This is a genomic window from Microbacterium aurugineum, assembly GCF_023101205.1.
Taxonomy (GTDB): Bacteria; Actinomycetota; Actinomycetes; order Actinomycetales; family Microbacteriaceae; genus Microbacterium; species Microbacterium aurugineum.
Map to the genome: position 1 here is coordinate 2113009 of NZ_CP078078.1, position 16510 is coordinate 2129518.

General features: G+C 68.9%; 13 protein-coding genes. 7 read left to right on the forward strand and 6 right to left on the reverse strand.

The genetic code is table 11. From position 1 onward, the window contains the following. Window positions 1-14: 14 nt before the first annotated feature. Entirely contained in the window at window positions 15-2816 is a 2802-nt protein-coding gene (gene secA / locus KV397_RS10290; RefSeq protein WP_047524419.1) for a preprotein translocase subunit SecA, read from the reverse strand. Between the two features lie 199 nt (window positions 2817-3015). Between secA and KV397_RS10295 the strand changes: the two genes are divergently transcribed. Together KV397_RS10295 and KV397_RS10300 are read left to right on the forward strand one after the other, a co-directional pair. Then, window positions 3016-3666, forward strand: coding sequence for a PadR family transcriptional regulator (locus KV397_RS10295; RefSeq protein ID WP_261811220.1), 651 nt, complete (start codon window positions 3016-3018; stop codon window positions 3664-3666). Window positions 3667-3770: 104 nt separating this feature from the next. Then, entirely contained in the window at window positions 3771-5093 is a 1323-nt protein-coding gene (locus tag KV397_RS10300) for a coiled-coil domain-containing protein (protein WP_131492210.1), read from the forward strand. Window positions 5094-5168: 75 nt separating this feature from the next. Here KV397_RS10300 and hpf read toward each other — a convergent pair whose 3' ends face one another. The 5 genes from hpf to mtrA form a co-directional block, all read right to left on the reverse strand. Continuing rightward, a complete protein-coding gene (gene hpf / locus KV397_RS10305; protein ID WP_047524410.1) occupies window positions 5169-5825 on the reverse strand; it encodes a ribosome hibernation-promoting factor, HPF/YfiA family in 657 nt (218 codons plus the stop codon). Between the two features lie 132 nt (window positions 5826-5957). Further along, window positions 5958-6605 carry a ComF family protein gene (locus KV397_RS10310; protein ID WP_131492211.1) on the reverse strand — a complete coding sequence of 216 codons (648 nt, stop codon included), beginning with the start codon at window positions 6603-6605 and terminating at the stop codon, window positions 5958-5960. Between the two features lie 93 nt (window positions 6606-6698). Beyond that, on the reverse strand, window positions 6699-8417 hold the full coding sequence (locus tag KV397_RS10315) for an LpqB family beta-propeller domain-containing protein (RefSeq protein ID WP_227991549.1): 1719 nt from the start codon (window positions 8415-8417) through the stop codon (window positions 6699-6701). Continuing rightward, window positions 8414-10096, reverse strand: coding sequence for an MtrAB system histidine kinase MtrB (gene mtrB, locus KV397_RS10320; RefSeq protein ID WP_261811221.1), 1683 nt, complete (start codon window positions 10094-10096; stop codon window positions 8414-8416). The genes KV397_RS10315 and mtrB overlap by 4 nt, the downstream gene beginning before the upstream one ends. A gap of 7 nt (window positions 10097-10103) precedes the next feature. Beyond that, window positions 10104-10784, reverse strand: coding sequence for an MtrAB system response regulator MtrA (gene mtrA, locus KV397_RS10325; RefSeq protein WP_047524414.1), 681 nt, complete (start codon window positions 10782-10784; stop codon window positions 10104-10106). A gap of 97 nt (window positions 10785-10881) precedes the next feature. On the opposite strand from mtrA, the gene KV397_RS10330 reads away from it, so the two are divergent. From KV397_RS10330 to KV397_RS10350, 5 genes are all read left to right on the forward strand, one after another. Then, window positions 10882-12333, forward strand: a complete 1452-nt coding sequence (locus KV397_RS10330; RefSeq protein ID WP_261811222.1) for a hypothetical protein — start codon at window positions 10882-10884, stop codon at window positions 12331-12333. Then, window positions 12330-12971 carry a DUF4129 domain-containing protein gene (locus KV397_RS10335; RefSeq protein ID WP_232762135.1) on the forward strand — a complete coding sequence of 214 codons (642 nt, stop codon included), beginning with the start codon at window positions 12330-12332 and terminating at the stop codon, window positions 12969-12971. Before KV397_RS10330 ends, KV397_RS10335 begins: the two co-directional genes overlap by 4 nt. A 2-nt stretch (window positions 12972-12973) precedes the next feature. Then, window positions 12974-14155: a DUF4350 domain-containing protein gene (locus KV397_RS10340; protein ID WP_261811223.1), complete on the forward strand. Its 1182-nt coding sequence runs from the start codon at window positions 12974-12976 to the stop codon at window positions 14153-14155. 96 nt (window positions 14156-14251) lie between these two features. After that, complete coding sequence (locus KV397_RS10345; RefSeq protein WP_261812667.1) at window positions 14252-15175, forward strand: AAA family ATPase; 924 nt, start codon at window positions 14252-14254, stop codon at window positions 15173-15175. Next, window positions 15176-16483, forward strand: a complete 1308-nt coding sequence (locus KV397_RS10350) for a DUF58 domain-containing protein (protein ID WP_261811224.1) — start codon at window positions 15176-15178, stop codon at window positions 16481-16483. The last annotated feature ends 27 nt before the right edge of the window (window positions 16484-16510 follow it).

Below are 16510 nucleotides of genomic sequence, written 5' to 3' on the forward strand. Positions count from 1 at the left end.
CTCCTCACCGAACGCTACTTCTTCTTCTTGCTCTGCGCACGACGCTGTTCACGGTTGCCGGCGGCCGGTGCGTCGCCGTCCGTGCGCTGCCCGAACGCACCGCGGGGTGCCTCCTCGGGCTCGGTCTGCGGAGCCTGCGCGCGCACGGCGGCCTGACGGACGCGATCCGTCGCCGCCTGCTGAACCTGGCCGCGGTCGTTGCGCACCTCGACCTCGCCCGCATCGTTCGCGGCGGAGTACTCGAGACGCTGCTCGCCTCCGCCCGCGGCGAGGCCCTTGGCTTCGACCTCGGTGGTGTCCGAGTCGGCGGCACGGCGCACCTCGACCTCGAGGTTGTAGAGGTAGCCGACCGACTCCTCCTTGATCTGCCCCATCATCGACTGGAACATCGCGTAGCCCTCACGCTGATACTCGATCAGCGGGTCGCGCTGCGCCATGGCTCGCAGGCCGATGCCGTCCTTGAGGTAGTCCATCTCGTAGAGGTGATCCCGCCAGCGGCGATCGAGCACCTGCAGCACGACGCGTCGCTCGAGTTCGCGGGTCGCGGCCTCGCCCAGCGACTCCTCGCGGGCTTCGTAGGCGATCTTCGCGTCGGAGAGCAACTCGCGTGTGAGGCCTTCCGCGGTGATGCCGCCCTTGCGCCCTGCAGCCTCCGAGACGACCTCGTCGATGGTGACCCCGACCGGATAGAGCGTCTTGAGCTCCGTCCACAGAGCATCGAAGTCCCAGCTCTCGTTGTGGCCCTCGCCGGTGTGGTCGCGGACGACTCCGGCGATCGCGTCCTCGATGAAGTGCTGCACCCTGTCGGCGATGTCGTCGCCCTGCAGGATGTGACGGCGGTCGGCGTAGATCGCCTCGCGCTGACGGTTCAGGACGTCGTCGTACTTGAGCACGTTCTTGCGCATCTCGGCGTTGCGCGACTCGACCTGCGACTGCGCGCTGCGGATGGCGCGGGAGACGAGGCCGGACTCGATCGGCACGTCGTCCGGGAAGTTGGTGCGCGCCAGGATGGCCTCGGCGGCACCGGACTGGAACAGTCGCATCAGGTCATCGGTGAGGCTCAGGTAGAAGCGACTCTCACCGGGGTCGCCCTGACGACCCGAGCGACCGCGGAGCTGGTTGTCGATACGGCGCGACTCGTGACGCTCGGTGCCGAGCACGTAGAGCCCGCCGGCCTCGATGACCTTCTCGGCCTCCTCGGCCACGACGCTCTTCATCGCCTCGTAGGTCTCGTCCCAGGCGGTCTCGTACTCCTCGGGGGTCTCGACCGGATCGAGGCCCTTGGCCTTGAGATCCTGCACCGCGAGGAACTCGGCGTTCCCGCCGAGCATGATGTCGGTGCCTCGACCTGCCATGTTCGTGGCGACGGTGACCGCTCCCAGGCGACCCGCGCGGGCGACGATCTCGGCCTCACGCGCGTGGTTCTTCGCGTTGAGGACCTCGTGCTTGATGCCCTTCTTCGCGAGCAGGCGGGACAGGTACTCGCTCTTCTCGACGCTGACGGTTCCGACCAGCACCGGCTGACCTTCGGCATGACGCTCGGCGATGTCCTCGACGACCTGCGCGAACTTGGCGGTCTCGTTCTTGTAGACGAGGTCCGACTGGTCCTTGCGGATCATGGGACGGTTCGTCGGGATCGGGATCACGCCGAGCTTGTACGTCGACATGAACTCAGCCGCTTCGGTCTCGGCGGTACCGGTCATGCCGGCGAGCTTGTCGTAGAGGCGGAAGTAGTTCTGCAGCGTGACGGTCGCGAGCGTCTGGTTCTCAGCCTTGACCGGCACGCCCTCCTTGGCCTCGATCGCCTGGTGGATGCCCTCGTTGTAGCGGCGTCCGACCAGGATGCGGCCGGTGTGCTCATCGACGATCATGACCTCGTCGTTCATGACGACGTAGTCGGTGTCCTTCTTGAACAGCGCCAGTGCCTTGATCGAGTTGTTCAGGAACGAGATGAGCGGAGTGTTCGCGGACTCGTACAGGTTGTCGATGCCGAGGTAGTCCTCGACCTTCTCGATCCCGGGCTCGAGCACGCCGACGGTGCGCTTCTTCTCGTCGACTTCGTAGTCCTCGCCCACCTCGAGGGTGCGGGCGATCTTCGCGAACTCGGCGAACCAGCGGTTGGCCTCGCCGGAGGATGGTCCGGAGATGATGAGCGGCGTACGGGCCTCGTCGATGAGGATCGAGTCGACCTCGTCGACGATCGCGAAGAAGTGCTCGCGCTGGACGAGGTCTTCCTTCCGCCACGCCATGTTGTCGCGCAGGTAGTCGAACCCGAATTCGTTGTTCGTGCCGTAGGTGATGTCTGCGGCGTACTGCTCACGGCGGATCGCCGGCGTCTGACCGGAGACGATGATGCCGGTGGTCATGCCCAGGGCACGGAACACGCGCCCCATGAGTTCCGCCTGATAGCTCGCGAGGAAGTCGTTGACGGTGATGACGTGGACGCCCTTGCCGGCGATCGCGTTCAGGTACGCGGGGAGGGTGGCGACGAGGGTCTTGCCCTCACCGGTCTTCATCTCCGCGATGTTCCCGAGGTGCAGCGCCGCGCCACCCATGATCTGCACGTCGTAGGCGCGCATACCGAGCGTGCGCTTGGCGGCTTCGCGCACCGCGGCGAACGCCTCGGGCATCAACTGGTCGAGCGTCTCACCCTTCTCGTACCGCGCCCGCAGCTCCGTCGTCTCGTTGCGCAGTTCGTCGTCGGTGAGCTTGGAGATGTCCTCTTCCAGCGCTCCCACTGCCTTGACGACCTGATTCAGGCGGCGGATGACCCGCCCCTCGCCCGCACGCAGCAGCTTCTCAAGAGGATTGGCCACGGATGTCATCTCCCTGTCAGTGGGTAAATCGCCGGCCATCGGTGGACCCGACGCCAGGCATACTTCGCCATGTTACCGGGCCGTGACCTCCACGTCGCCTGCACGTCGCCTGCAGGACGACCCGCGCGTCACGACGAGAGCATGCCCGGTAACCATATACTCGGTATCGCATTCGGCCCGATCACACGAGGAGACGACGATGTCCGTACGCCAGAGCATGCTCGCCATCCTCGCCCAGGGACCCTGCTACGGATACCAGCTCCGGCACGAGTTCGACCGACGCACCGGTTCGGTCTGGCCGTTGAACGTCGGCCAGATCTACAACACCCTCGAACGACTCGAACAGGACGGCCTCGTGCAGCGCGGCCACACCGATGAGCAGGGGCATGTGTACTGGCGGATCACCCGCGCCGGAGAGGCGGAGGTCGCACGGTGGCTCGCCTCCCCCCTCGCGCGTGCCAAGGGAGCCCGCGATGAGCTGGCGATCAAGCTCGCCGTCGCCGCGACCCTCCCCGGTGTCGACGCCGCGGCCACGATCCACGCCCAGCGCGCGGCATCCCTGGAGCATCTCGAGACGTTGCGGCAGGTCAGACGGACGAAGCGCGGTGAGGACGGACCCCAGGGACTCGCCTGGTCACTAGTGGTCGACTCGATGATCTTCTCCGCCGAAGCCGAGGTGCGCTGGCTCGACCACGCCGCCGAGCGCCTCACCGGACACCCGCAGCACGCGATGGCGCTCGAACTCACGGAGGAGCGACCCAAACGCGGACGCCCTGCGAAATCCGGCGCCGCGATCACCGATGCCGAGATCACCGGTGCCGAGATCACCGAAACCGCGCCTGCAGCCTGAGCGAACATCGTCGCGACGACCACAGGGCCGCTCGACCGAACTTCCCCGTTCGCCCGGAGCGGATGCTCAGCCGGCTCATGCGCCGGGGAAACTAGGATCGACCCATGGCTGGTTTTTGGGGCAAGCGCAAACGCGAACAGGAAGAGCTCGCCGCTCGGGACGCCGATCTGGCTCGGCGTGCGGAGCAGGCCCTCGTCGGAGCGGACGAGCGGATCCGCACCACAGCCGACGAGCTCTCCTTCGCCGAGGCCGAACTCGGCGAAGGCCTGACCGCCGACCTGCGGACGGCACTCGCCGCGGTGCGCACCCATCTGCGCGAGGCGTTCCAGCTCCACCAGCTGAATCACGATGAGATCCCCGACACGGACGAAGAGCTCCGCACCCGCAATGCACGCATCCTGCAGCTGTGCGACTGGGCGCAGGACCTCCTCGACGAGAAGACCTCCGAGCTCGCGGAGTCCGTCTCCACGGTTCGACGCGCGCCCGAGATCATCGCACGGGTGAGAGCGGAGGCTGAGGCGCTCAGCGCCCGCATCCCGCAGACCAACGAGGCTGTCGCACGTCTCTCCGCACGCTACGCCGATTCCGCGATGCACCAGATCACGGCCAGCGCCGCCGAAGCGGAGCAGCTCATCAGCTTCGCGACCCACAGCGCCGACGTGTCGGAGCGCCGTCGCACGGCGAAGCAGAACGAAGAGGCGAACGTCGCGCTCGAGACCGCGACCGAAGCGACCCGGCGAGCATCCGCGCTCCTCGACGCGGTCGAGGACTTCGAGATCGAAGCATTGCGCGCCGAATCCACGCTCGCCGAAGTCGTGGCAGACTCCCGCAACGACCTCATCGCCGCACGCAACGCTCCCGCGGTACCGGCGGTGGCCTCAGCCGTCGCAGACCTCCAGGCCGCGCTCTCGGCGCTGACGCCGTCGGGACAACCCAACGATCCGTTCGCGGAGCTCTCCCGCTTGCGTGACGCCAACTCCGCGCTGGACGACGCCATCGCGAAGGCACGCCACCGCGCCGAGAACCCGCTCCCGAGCATCGCCCAGGTGCAGCACGCGATCGACGACGCCGACCGACAGCTGGGCGTGGCACGCGGCTTGATCGCCGGTCATCGCGGCTGGATCGGCGCGGACGCCCGCACACGCCTCGCCGAGGCGGAGCGACTTCGTGTCGACCTCTCCGACCTCCTCCCGGCCGAAGAGACCCGCGAAGCCGCCCTCGTGCAGGCACGACGGGTCGCACACCTCGCCTCCGAGGCTCTGCAGCTCGCCCAGCGCGACATCGATTCGTCCCGCCCGCAGGACGAGGGCTGGGGCGGCGGCGGATGGGGAGGCGGCGGCGGACGACGCGGTGGCGGCGGTGACCTCGCATCCGGCATCCTCGGTGGACTCGTGATCGGCAGCCTGCTCGACGGAATCTTCGACTGACCCGAGCCCTCACGCCTCCCGGACGTCGAAACGGCCCGGTCCCTTTCTCGGGGCCGGGCCGTTTCGCAACGTCGATCAGGAGGCGAGGGCCTCGGACGGCGGAGCCTGGGTGCTCAACGCGATCACGCCGTAGTCCCAGCCCTTGCGCCGGTAGACGACACTCGGGTGGTCGGTGCGGACGTCCACGAAGAGGAAGAAGTCGTGTCCGACCAGTTCCATCCGGTCGACGGCCTCCTCGACGGTCATCCACTCGGCGTCGAAGCTCTTCGTGCGGATGACGACGGGCGAGTACTCCTCCTCTTCCGTCTGCTGCACCGGCACGTTGCCGGTGGCGACGGCATGCAGGACATCCGCCGACGCCGGCTGGACGTCGATGCCCGTGAGAGCTCCGCTCTCCTTCTCGAAGTGAGCGCCGCGGGGGTGCTGTCGTCCATCGACCCGCTTCTCCTTCGCGCGACGCAGCTGCTCGGACATCTTGTCCACCGCGAGATCGAGAGCGACGAACTTGTCTCCATCGGTCGCTTCGGCTCGGACGACCGGTCCCTTCCCGATCAGCGTGAGCTCGACGGTCTCATCGGGCACATGACCGTTGCGATACACGCGATGGGTGACCTTCACATCCAGCCGCTGCGCGCGAGACGCGAGCATCTGGATCTTGGCGATCTTCTCTTCGACAACGGTTCGGAAGCGATCGGTGATACCCACTCCGACGCCAACGATGCTTGTTTCCATTGCTGCCTCCTTGTCCCGGTCCTCCCGGCCAAGGGCGGACCGTGGTCGCCTTGTGTCCCCCCACCGTAGTCCGCCCGTCGACGGATGTCACGAGCTGGTTCTCCTGTGTCTCCGGTGGGTTGTCGATGAGGTTCATGCGAATCCGCCACGAAGCGGCGTGGCGGCGAGCGCGACGGCCGCGACGACTCGGAACCCGGCCACCGTGAGGGCGCGCGCTGCCTCGTCGAATGTCGCCCCGGTCGTGATCACGTCGTCGACGATGACCGCCTCGGCTCCCTCCCCTCGGTGCCGTGCACGCATCGCTCCGCGGACGTTCGTCTGGCGTGCGCGAGCGCCCAGCCCGCGCTGATCCGGGCGCGCTCCCTCGACGGCGAGCACGGCCTGCGGATCCGCGTGCGCACGGCGGACCAGCAGGTCCGGGACACGGTAGCCCCGACGTCGGAAAGCGGCCCGGCTCGTCGGAACGGGCACGATCCACGTCGCCGATGTCACCAGCGGGCTGAGGACGCTCGCCAGCGCCGCACCGAGCGGGCGCGCGATGAGCGTGTCCCCCTCCCCCTTGAGCCGCCGGATGCAGCGCGCCGCCACCCCGTCGAACTCGAGGGCGGACCAGACGGGCAGCCCCGCCGGTGTCACCGACTCCTGCGCCCGCGGCGCCAAGGCACTCCGACAGCCTGGGCACAGCAGGAGGCCGGGCTCAGCGCAGCCCGCGCAGTTCGCGGCGAGCAGGAACGCGGCGACCTCGGCGCCGATCCGAAGGAGACGGGATTCTTCCTGCATCCGACGATTCTGCGACTCCTGGCATCGGTGACGCCGCCGAGCCGCCGGCCGTCCTGCACAAGCCTCGTGCGGGACTCTGCCGTGCAGGAAGGGTCATTCGCCTGCGCGGGTGGCGAGGACGGAGATCCCGGACGCGACTTCACGCCAGGCCGTCCCCGCATGTGCGAACAGCTGTCCGCCCGCACCGAGGATGCGCACTCCCGCGGTCGTCCGCGCACCGGCGGCGGAGATCGCATCGCCCGGAGCGGCCTCCGAGGTACCCGGCCCCCCGACCATCTGAGTGATGAGTTTCGGACTGCTCGGGTCCATCAGCACACCCAGCTGGTCGGGACCCAACCACACCAGGCCCGTCGCCGGCTCGGAGAGCTGGATCAGCTGCTTGGCATCGCTGAGCTCGATCGGAACACCCGCGGCGTCGCGGACGACGCCGGCCACGACCACCCAGTACTGCCTGCCGACCGTGATGACCGCGGCAACCCGACTGCCGTCCGCGGCGACCCGGAGGTCCGAGATCGCGGAAGCATTCGGCCAGGCGTTCGCCACCGTCTGCGGAACCACCTCAGCGTCCCAGGCGCGTAGGGCGGAAGGATCCCCTCGCGGCACCGACCAGGTGTACCCGTACGGGTCGAGTGAAGGATCGATGAGCCCGGTACGCGAATCCAGCTCGATGCGGCTGCCGTCGCGGACGAGGTAGACGTGACCGTCTCCGAGTCGCGCCGCGACCTGGGACTCGTCCGCCGCCACATCGAGGGAGAGGATGGGTTGAGCGATCGCGGCGATCTCGGTGCTGATGCCGGGGAGCGGCGAGATCTCATCTCCCACGATCTTGCCGAAGACCCCGTCCTTCAGGACGAGCGTGCCGATCTCGGTCGAAGGTTCGATCACGTCGACCACGCCGGCATCGAGGTCGCGGCCGTCCACGGTGAACTGCACGCGCGTGACTGCGACCCCCGCGGCCCTCAGCGTCGCCTGCAACTGGGTGCGCATCCGCGCGAGCGTCGTCTCGTCGAGCGCGACCGCAGGACGGGTGAGCGCGACTTCGGCCACCTGCCCGGTGATCGGAACCGCGTCCTGGGCCAGCTGGACGTCGGCGGGGAACGAGTTCTGCACGACGGGATCCAGCCAGGCGCTGGGCACACCGCCGATCAGTGCCCGCGTCACCGTCGTCGCCGGACTCTGGCGCCGAGGGAACCACCTCATGTCGGGGACGAGTCGCGACCAGCTGACGTCGAAATACTGCAGCGGGTAGGCGTCGTACACCTTGTCGAACCGCGGGTCGTCGATCACGACCCCGTCCAGCGCTTCCGTGATGCGCCATTCGCCGTCGTCCATCCGCTCGAGGGCGAACGGCATGGTCGAGGCACCGGGCGCATCCGCGTAGGCACCGGATTCGTCGACGCTCGCGACCAGGTCCAGCTCGACCTGCACCTCCGCCGAATCCGCCTCCTCGACCAGCTCTTCGGGGACCGTCGAGGTGAGCGTGCGGGATTCCGGGCCCGCGTCGACGGACACGCCGGACGCGGGTCGCCAGGTCCGCTGCAACGCCGGCGAAAGGAACTCGCGTGCTGTGGCCCAGTTGTCAGCCGTGGTGATGCCGGCCTCCAGGAAGCCCTCCACGATCCGCTCGGGGCCGGCCCCCTTGACCGGGCCCGAGGCGACCGGGAAGAAGTCGATGTCCTGCGACGATTCGCCGAGCTTGAGGCCGACCGTCACATCGCCGCTGGTCGGAAGCCCTGCACACGCCGGCAGCAGCAGCGCGGCGATCGCCAGCGCCGCGCCACGCAATCGTCTCTTCGATCGTGCGCGGATCATGGCCTCTCCCCCTCGTCGAACAGCTCGATGCGACTCTCGGCGAGCGAGATCGGCTGTGTCGCGTCGCCCAGTTCCGCCAACGGCTCCTGCGGCTCGACGGGAACCGGGCTCGGTCCGTCCAGCGTCCCCTCGTGCCGAGGAATGGTCAGCACGAAGTTCGTCCCGACCCCGAGTTCCGACCAGACCGCCAGCGTTCCGCCGTGCAGGGTGGCGTCGCCGAGAGCGATCGACAGCCCGAGCCCCGTGCCGCCGATGGTGCGCTGTCGCGACGGGTCCGCCCGCCAGAACCGGTCGAACACCCGCTCCGCGTCACCCGGCTCCATCCCGAGACCGAAGTCCCGGACGCCGGCGGCGACCGCGTGCTGGTTGCTGTCGACCGTGATGACGACCGGACGGCCCTCACCGTGCTCGATCGCGTTGCCGATCAGATTTCGCAGCACCCGGCGCACCCGGCGGGGGTCCATGTCCACGGGCGAGTAGCCGCCCGGCGCCACCAAGCGCAATTCGGTGCCGTGGCCATCCGCGAGCGGCCTCATCTGTTCGATGATGTCCTCGGCCAGGTGCGCGAGACTCGTGGCCTCGAGCTCGAGCTGCACCGATCCCGCGTCGTAGCGACTGATCTCGAGCAGATCCGAGAGCAGCGTCTCGAACCTCTGCACCTGCGCGTGCAACAGTTCCGCCGCGCGCGCCGTGGTCGGCTCGAACTCCGCACGCTGGTCGTTCAGCATGTCCGCGGCGAGTCGGATAGTGGTCAGCGGTGTACGCAACTCGTGCGAGACATCGGAGACGAAGCGCTGCTGCACCATCGACAGCTCGCCGAGTTCCTTGATCTGCGCCTCGATGCTGTCGGCCATGGCGTTGAACGAACGCCCGAGGACGGCCAGCTCGTCCTCGCCGTGCACATCGATCCGCACCCCCAGATCGCCCGCGGCGAGTCGCGCACTCGTCTCGGCGGCCTGGACGATCGGTGTCGACACGGCTCGCAGGACGATCCAGGAGATCGCCGCCACGATCGCCACGAGCCCGATTCCGGCGATCCAGAGCGTCCGTTGCACGAACAGGAGCGTCTGATCGGCATCGCCCAGGTCATAGGCGAAGTAGATCTCGAACGGCCCCGCTTCCGGGACCTGGAGCTGCTGCCCCACGACGATCCCGGGGACCACCCCGCCGTTCTCGACCGGGAGCGCGACGGACTGCCACTCCTGGCGGTCATCGAGCTCGACCACGCGCCTGCGCAGTTCCGGGCTCAACAGGCTTTCGTTCAGCCCGGCCTCGAACCCGTTCAACGGCGAGGTGTCGGCGCCCGTCTCGATCTTGTATCCCGCGAGCTGGTCGGTGCTCGACGTCCGCGCCAACGTGTCCCTGATGCCGTCCCAGAGAGTGCTGAGTGCAGCCGGGTCGTCGCCCACCTCGGCCACATCGAGGATCCGCTGCGCCTGGTCGACCGCCCGACGGGCGTCTTCGAGGGCGACGTTCTTCCGTGAGATGAAGAGGTCGTTCTGGATCGCGAGAGCCATCGTCACGCACGTGATGAAGATCGCCAACGAGGTCGCGAGCAGCGTGATCGAGAGGGTGCGGAACCGGAGGGACCGTCTCCACAGGAGACCGAACATCGTCGGCCAGCCTCGCCAGTCGCGCAGGACGGCGACCGTCGTCGTGGTCGCTGTCGTCGCAGCCATCGTGCTCCTAGCCCACGCTCCCGGCACGGTAGCCCACACCACGCACCGTCATCACGATCTTGGGGTTGTCCGGGTCGAGCTCGACCTTGGCGCGAAGGCGCTGCACGTGCACGTTCACGAGTCGCGTGTCGGCCTTGTAGTGGTATCCCCACACCTGTTCCAGGAGCATCTCCCGGGAGAAGACCTGCTGCGGCTTCGAGGCGAGAGCGACGAGCAGCTGGAACTCCAAAGGCGTGAGTGCGATCGGGTCCGTCCCTCGACGCACCTCATGCGCGTCCACGTCGACGGTGAGGTCACCGACCCGCAGCTGTTCGCTGGTGGCCTGCGGCGTCGGGCGGAGACGAGTACGGATCCGCGCCACGAGTTCCTTGGGGTTGAACGGCTTGACCATGTAATCGTCCGCGCCCACCTCGAGCCCACGGACGACGTCGGCGGTGTCGCTGCGTGCCGTGAGCATGATGATCGGCACCCCGGATTCGGCGCGGATGCGCGTGCAGATCTCGATCCCGTCCATCCCGGGGAGCATGAGGTCGAGCAGCACCAGATCGGGTCGCTGCGTGCGCCACTCCTCGACGGCTCGCGCTCCGTCCGCGCAGAAGACCGGCTCGAAACCCTCGGTGCGCAGCACGATTCCGATCATCTCGGCGAGTGCTGTGTCATCGTCGACCACGAGAATGCGTGAGGTCATAACTGTTACCTTATGGCACCCAGTCCCAGAGGCCCCAGGTCTGCGCACCACGTCGTGGATATGACACGATGGGACCGCACGATGGAGGGAGTGCCTTTTGAGTGGCCAGACATGGACGCCCGCCCCGAAGAAGGGGATCATCCCTCTTCATCCGCTGACCTTCGGAATGCTGCTAGGGAAGGCCTTCGCGGCGCTTCGGCACAACCCGAAGGTGCTGTTCGGGTTCGCCGTCGTCATCCAGCTCGTCGTCGTTCTCGTCACCGCGGGCGTGATGGGGGTCGTGTTCTTCACGACGTTCTCCCGGTTGGAGACGGTCTCCCCCTCGTCACCGGACTTCGAGGCGGTGCTGGCCGGGACGGTCGGGATCAACCTCATCGCCGGAATCGCCGTGGGCCTCGCGACGATCGCGTTCACCGCGGTCATGCAGGGCGTCGTCGCCGCCGAGATCGGCTACGCAGCCGTCGGCGTGAAGGCCACGCTCCGGATGCTCTGGCGCAGGATGGCGCCGTCGTTCTGGCGGCTCGCCGGCTTCGCGTCGCTGACGGTGGCCGCGGTCTTCGGGCTCTTCGCGATCGTCGCGGCGATCATCGCCGCGTTCGTGGCGGGTGGCCTGGGTGGCAGTGCCGAGCTCATCGGGGTCGTCGTGCTCACGGTGATCCTCATCGCGCTGGCCGCCATCCCGCTGTTCGTGTGGCTGACGACGAAGCTGCTGCTGGTGCCGTCGATCCTCGTCCTCGAACGCGCACGCTTCCGCGACGCACTCGTCCGGTCCTGGCGCCTCACCCGAGGCCGCTTCTGGGTCGCCTTCGGGGTCGTGTTCCTCATCAACCTCATCATGGGTGTGGCGATGCAGGTCGTGAGCATCCCCGCGACGCTGCTGAGCACGCTCCTCACTCCCGTGATCGCGCCCACCGGCGCCGTGGAACCTGCGGCCGTCGTCGGTTTCGTCCTCGCGATCCTCGCGCCGCAGATCCTGATCCTCGTGATCCAGGCGATCGCGGCGGTGGTCCAGAGCACCGGTGCCGCACTCATCTACGTCGACTGCCGGATGCGGTACGAGGGCCTGGATCAGACACTCCTCGCGTATGTGGAACGCCGGGACCTCGGCTGGACGGATGAGCAGCAGGGTGACCCGTTCCGCGTGGACCCCGCCCGTGCCGTCAGCTCCGCACCACCGCCCCGACAGGTTCCCGAGCACGTGCAGATGACCCAGGGCTACGCCTCTGCTCCGTACGGCACCGCACCGGGTGCTCCCTCCTCCCCCTACCCGGCAGCACAGCCCTACCCAGCAGCACAGCCCTACCCGGCAGCACAGCCCTACCCGGCAGCACAGCCCTACCCGGGACAGCCTTCACCCCCGCCCCCGGCGCAGCCCTCCGCACCACAGGTGGCGACACCATCGCCGGGGAGCACGGGATCGATGGGGACCGCGCCGACGGGGTTCCCGCCCCCGCCTCCGCCCGCACCGCCCGCACCGCCCGCACCGACCGCACCGACCGCACCGCGGGAGACCGGGTGGGCTGCGCCCGGCGGCGATGACACGGCATGATCCGACCGTTCGACGACCTGTTCGTCCCCGACGGCGACGAGGCGCGACGCTGGGCCGAGGAGGAACTCTCCAACCCGCGCTATGCCGACGCGAAGCCGACGTGGTTCGACCTCTTCGCCCGTGACGTGGGCCGTTTCCTCGCCGATCTGTTCAACGCCGACAACAGTGCGAATGTGGGGCCGGCCGCCCTCATCATCGTGATCACCCTCATCGTCGCCGCGTTGATCGCGGCCCTCATCATCTGGGGTCGGCCTCGAAGGTCTCGCACCGTCCGACGCGGCCGCGCGGATCTCCTGGGCGCGGCCGATGATCGCTCGGCGTCACAACTGCGCAGCGACGCCGAGCGCCGAGCACGCGAAGGCGATTGGAGCACGGCGACGATCCTCCGGTACCGCGCCATCGCCCGGAGCCTGCTGGAGCGGGATCTGATCGATCCCGCCCCCGGCGCCACCGCGCAGTCCATCGCGCGCGACGCGATCCGGGTGTTCGAGCAGGAGGCGGAGGCGATGCGCCGCGCGGCCACTGCGTTCGACGACGTCCGCTACCTCGGGCACGCCGCGACGGAGCAGACCTATCGAGAGCTCGCCGCGACCGACGCCCGACTGCTGTCGCTTCGCCCCGAGGAGGTGCCGGCGTGAGCATGACCGCTCAAACCCCGTCGGTCCCGTCGACCGCCGAGCACCGACCGCGCAAGACGAAGGCGATCGTGGGCTGGCTGATCGTGGTGACCCTCGTGCTGATCGTCGCCTTCGTCGCGCTCCGTGTCAGTGTGTCACCGCCGGGAGCACGGGGAGCGCTCGATCCGGAAGGCCGGGACGACGCGGGCGCGCTCGCCCTCGCCGAGATCCTTCGCGACCGAGGAGTCGACGTCGACGTCGAGCGTTCCCGGACGGCCGCGCGCGCGGCGATCGGCGACGACACGACCCTCGTCATGGCGAATCCGTACACGTTGACGGACGACGCCTTGGAGACGCTGATGGAACCGGCGGACCGCATCGTGTTCCTCTCCGCAGGCACCCATCTCCTGAGCGCACTCGACATCGGCGAGAACGCCTCGGGGACGCTTCCTGCGGTGTCCGCCGAGTGCGATGTCGCCGAGTTCGCGCGAGTGGGGACGATCCGCGCGGACAGACTCTTCTCCCCCACGAGTGGGGTGGTGCCCTGCTTCGGCGATGCGAACGGCGCCGCGGTGCTCGTGGACGACCGCACGGACGACCGCCGCATCGTCGTGGAGGGCTCCAGGCTCTTCGGAAACGCCTCCCTCGCGGAGAACGGCAACGCTGCGCTGGCCCTCGCCCTGCTCGGGCAGACGGACCACGTCGTCTGGTACGTCCCGAGTTTCGCGGACTCCGACATCGAGGGCGAGTCGATCGACACGCTCGGAACCTTGACACCGCCCTGGGTCACCCCGGTGATCCTCCTGCTGCTCCTCACGGGGATCGCCGCAGCCGTCTGGCGCGGTCAGCGCTTCGGCCCGCTGGTTGCCGAGACCCTGCCCGTGACCGTCCGCGCCTCCGAGACGATGCACGGACGCGCGCGTCTGACGGCCAGGGCCGCGGACTCGGCGCACGCCGCGGAAGCTCTCCGCGACGGCGCCCAGCGCCGACTCGCACGACGACTCGGGCTCGCCGCACACGCCGGCGCGGACGAGGTCGCTGACGCGGCCTCCGACCGACTTCGGATCCCGCGCGGCACCCTGCAAGCCCTGCTGGCCGGGCCCCTGCCCACCGACGACACAGCCCTGATCGATCTCGCACGACGACTCGACGACCTCGAGGCCGCAGTGGAGTCGAGCACGCACAGTGCGAGGCATGACGAATGATCGAACGAACCGACCCTTCCATCCACCCAGAGAAGCCGAGGGAACCCCGTGACCGTTGAGAACCTCCCCGCCGACGACGCCGCGCTTCGTCAGGCCATGCATCGGGTCCGCACCGAGATCGACAAGGCCGTCGTCGGGCAGGCCGGCACCGTCACCGGACTCCTGGTGTCCCTGCTCGCCCGGGGCCACGTCCTCCTCGAGGGCGTGCCCGGGGTCGCGAAGACGCTGGTGGTCCGGTCCTTCGCTCGAGCGCTCGGCCTCGACACGAAGCGCGTCCAGTTCACGCCCGACCTCATGCCGGGCGATGTCACCGGTTCGCTCGTGTACGACGCTCGCACCGGTGAGTTCGATTTCCGGGCCGGCCCCGTGTTCACCAACATCCTGCTCGCGGACGAGATCAACCGCACGCCTCCGAAGACGCAGGCAGCCCTTCTCGAGGCGATGGAGGAGCGCCAGGTGTCGGCCGACGGTGTCAGTCGTCCTCTGCCGGATCCGTTCCTCGTCGCTGCGACCCAGAACCCGATCGAGCACGAGGGCACCTACTCACTGCCCGAGGCACAGCTGGACCGCTTCCTGATGAAGCTCGTCGTCGGCATGCCCGAACGCGATGCCGAGCTCTCGGTGCTGCGCCGCCACGCCGACGGCTTCTCCCCCCGCGAGCTGACGGGTATCGATCCGGTGGTCTCGCCGGACGAGATCCGTGCCGCCCAGGAGCGCGCGGCGGCGGTCGAGGTCACCGACGACGTGCTCGGTTACGTCGTCGACCTCGCGCGCGCGACACGCCAGTCCCCCTCGGTCGAGCTCGGTGCCAGCCCCCGCGCCTCGACGGGACTGCTCGCGGCGGCCAAAGCCTGGGCCTGGCTCAATGCCTCCTCCGCGGTGACCCCCGACCACGTGCAGACCATGCTGGTTCCGGTCTGGCGCCATCGGCTCCAGTTGCGGCCGGATGCCCAGATGGAAGGCGTGTCGGCCGATGCGGTCCTCACTTCCGTGGTGCAGCAGACCCGGGTGCCGATCTAGGTGTTCGTCACCGGCCGGCTCACCATCGCCCTCGCCGTGGGCGTCCTCCCGCTCGTCCTCATCGGACTGGCGGGCTATCCGGCGTACCCCGCCCTCGGGGCTTGGATCGGCCTGTGCGTGCTGCTGGTCGCCCTGGATGTCGCACTCGCTGCGAACCCCCGATCGGTGACCGTGAGCCGCCGGGTGCCCCAGCGAGCTCGTCTGGGCGAGCAGGTCCCGGTGAGCGTCGCCGTCCACAACCACGGCACCAGGACACTGAACGCCGTGATCCGCGACGCCTGGCAGCCCACGGCCGGGGCTCCCGCCGAACGCCAGCACCTGCGTGTGGCGCGGGGGGAACGCGCCCGGGTCTCGATCACCCTCCGCCCCCGGCGACGTGGGGAACTGGTGAGCGAGTTCGTGATGATCCGCTCGCGCGGCCCGCTCGGCCTCGCCGGCCGACAAGCGCGACACGTCGTCCGCGGCGCGATCCGGGTGCTGCCTGCCTTCTCCTCGCGAAAGCACCTGCCCTCGCGCCTCGCACGGTTGCGCGAACTGGACGGCAACACCAGCATCCAGGTGCGCGGTCAGGGAACCGAGTTCGATTCGCTGCGCGAATACGTACGGGGCGATGACGTGCGCTCGATCGACTGGCGGGCCACGGCTCGAGCCGGAACGACGATGCTGCGCACGTGGCGTCCTGAGCGCGACAGGCACGTGGTCATCATCATCGACACGGGCCGCACAGCCGCTGCCCGAGTCGGGGACGGCACCCGTGTCGATGCCTCCCTCGAGGCCGCTCTCCTCCTCGCCGCGCTCGCCTCCCGTGCCGGCGATCACGTGCACCTGCTCCTGTACGACCGCGTCGTCCGTGGCAGGGTGACCGGTGTCGACGGCAGCGCGCTGCTCCCGGCGATGACCGACGCGATGGCCCCGGTGCACGCACGCCTGGTCGACACCGACTGGCGCGGTGCCTTCGCCGCGGTCCGCTCGCTCACCACACGACCGTCGCTGATCGTCGCGCTCACCGCGCAGGATGCCGCAGAATCGGCGCGCGGCTTCCTCGGTGCCTTCCCCCGGGCGTCACGGGCGACGACGGTCCTCGTCGGTTCGGTGACGGACGACGGCATCGGTGCTCTCGCCCGAGAACGAGGTTCCCGGGAAGAGGTGTATCTCGCCGCCGCGGCCGAACGCACCCTCCGTGACGCGGAGAACGTCGCCGACGCGATCCGCAGAGCCGGTGGAGAGGCGATCGCCGCCGACCCGGAGGAACTCCCCCCTCGCATCGCGGATCGCTACCTCGAGCTGAAGGCCGCAGGACGCCTCTGACCTGTGCCGTGCCCGTGCGCTGAGGGC

Excerpts from the sequence above, each read along its gene's own strand:
- KV397_RS10295 (WP_261811220.1), top strand. The coding sequence starts at position 3,016 with ATGTCCGTACGCCAGAGCATGCTCGCCATCCTCGCCCAGGGACCCTGC.
- KV397_RS10300 (WP_131492210.1), top strand. The coding sequence starts at position 3,771 with ATGGCTGGTTTTTGGGGCAAGCGCAAACGCGAACAGGAAGAGCTCGCC.
- hpf (WP_047524410.1), bottom strand. The coding sequence starts at position 5,825 with ATGGAAACAAGCATCGTTGGCGTCGGAGTGGGTATCACCGATCGCTTC.
- KV397_RS10310 (WP_131492211.1), bottom strand. The coding sequence starts at position 6,605 with ATGCAGGAAGAATCCCGTCTCCTTCGGATCGGCGCCGAGGTCGCCGCG.
- KV397_RS10315 (WP_227991549.1), bottom strand. The coding sequence starts at position 8,417 with ATGATCCGCGCACGATCGAAGAGACGATTGCGTGGCGCGGCGCTGGCG.
- mtrB (WP_261811221.1), bottom strand. The coding sequence starts at position 10,096 with ATGGCTGCGACGACAGCGACCACGACGACGGTCGCCGTCCTGCGCGAC.
- mtrA (WP_047524414.1), bottom strand. The coding sequence starts at position 10,784 with ATGACCTCACGCATTCTCGTGGTCGACGATGACACAGCACTCGCCGAG.
- KV397_RS10335 (WP_232762135.1), top strand. The coding sequence starts at position 12,330 with ATGATCCGACCGTTCGACGACCTGTTCGTCCCCGACGGCGACGAGGCG.
- KV397_RS10340 (WP_261811223.1), top strand. The coding sequence starts at position 12,974 with ATGACCGCTCAAACCCCGTCGGTCCCGTCGACCGCCGAGCACCGACCG.
- KV397_RS10345 (WP_261812667.1), top strand. The coding sequence starts at position 14,252 with ATGCATCGGGTCCGCACCGAGATCGACAAGGCCGTCGTCGGGCAGGCC.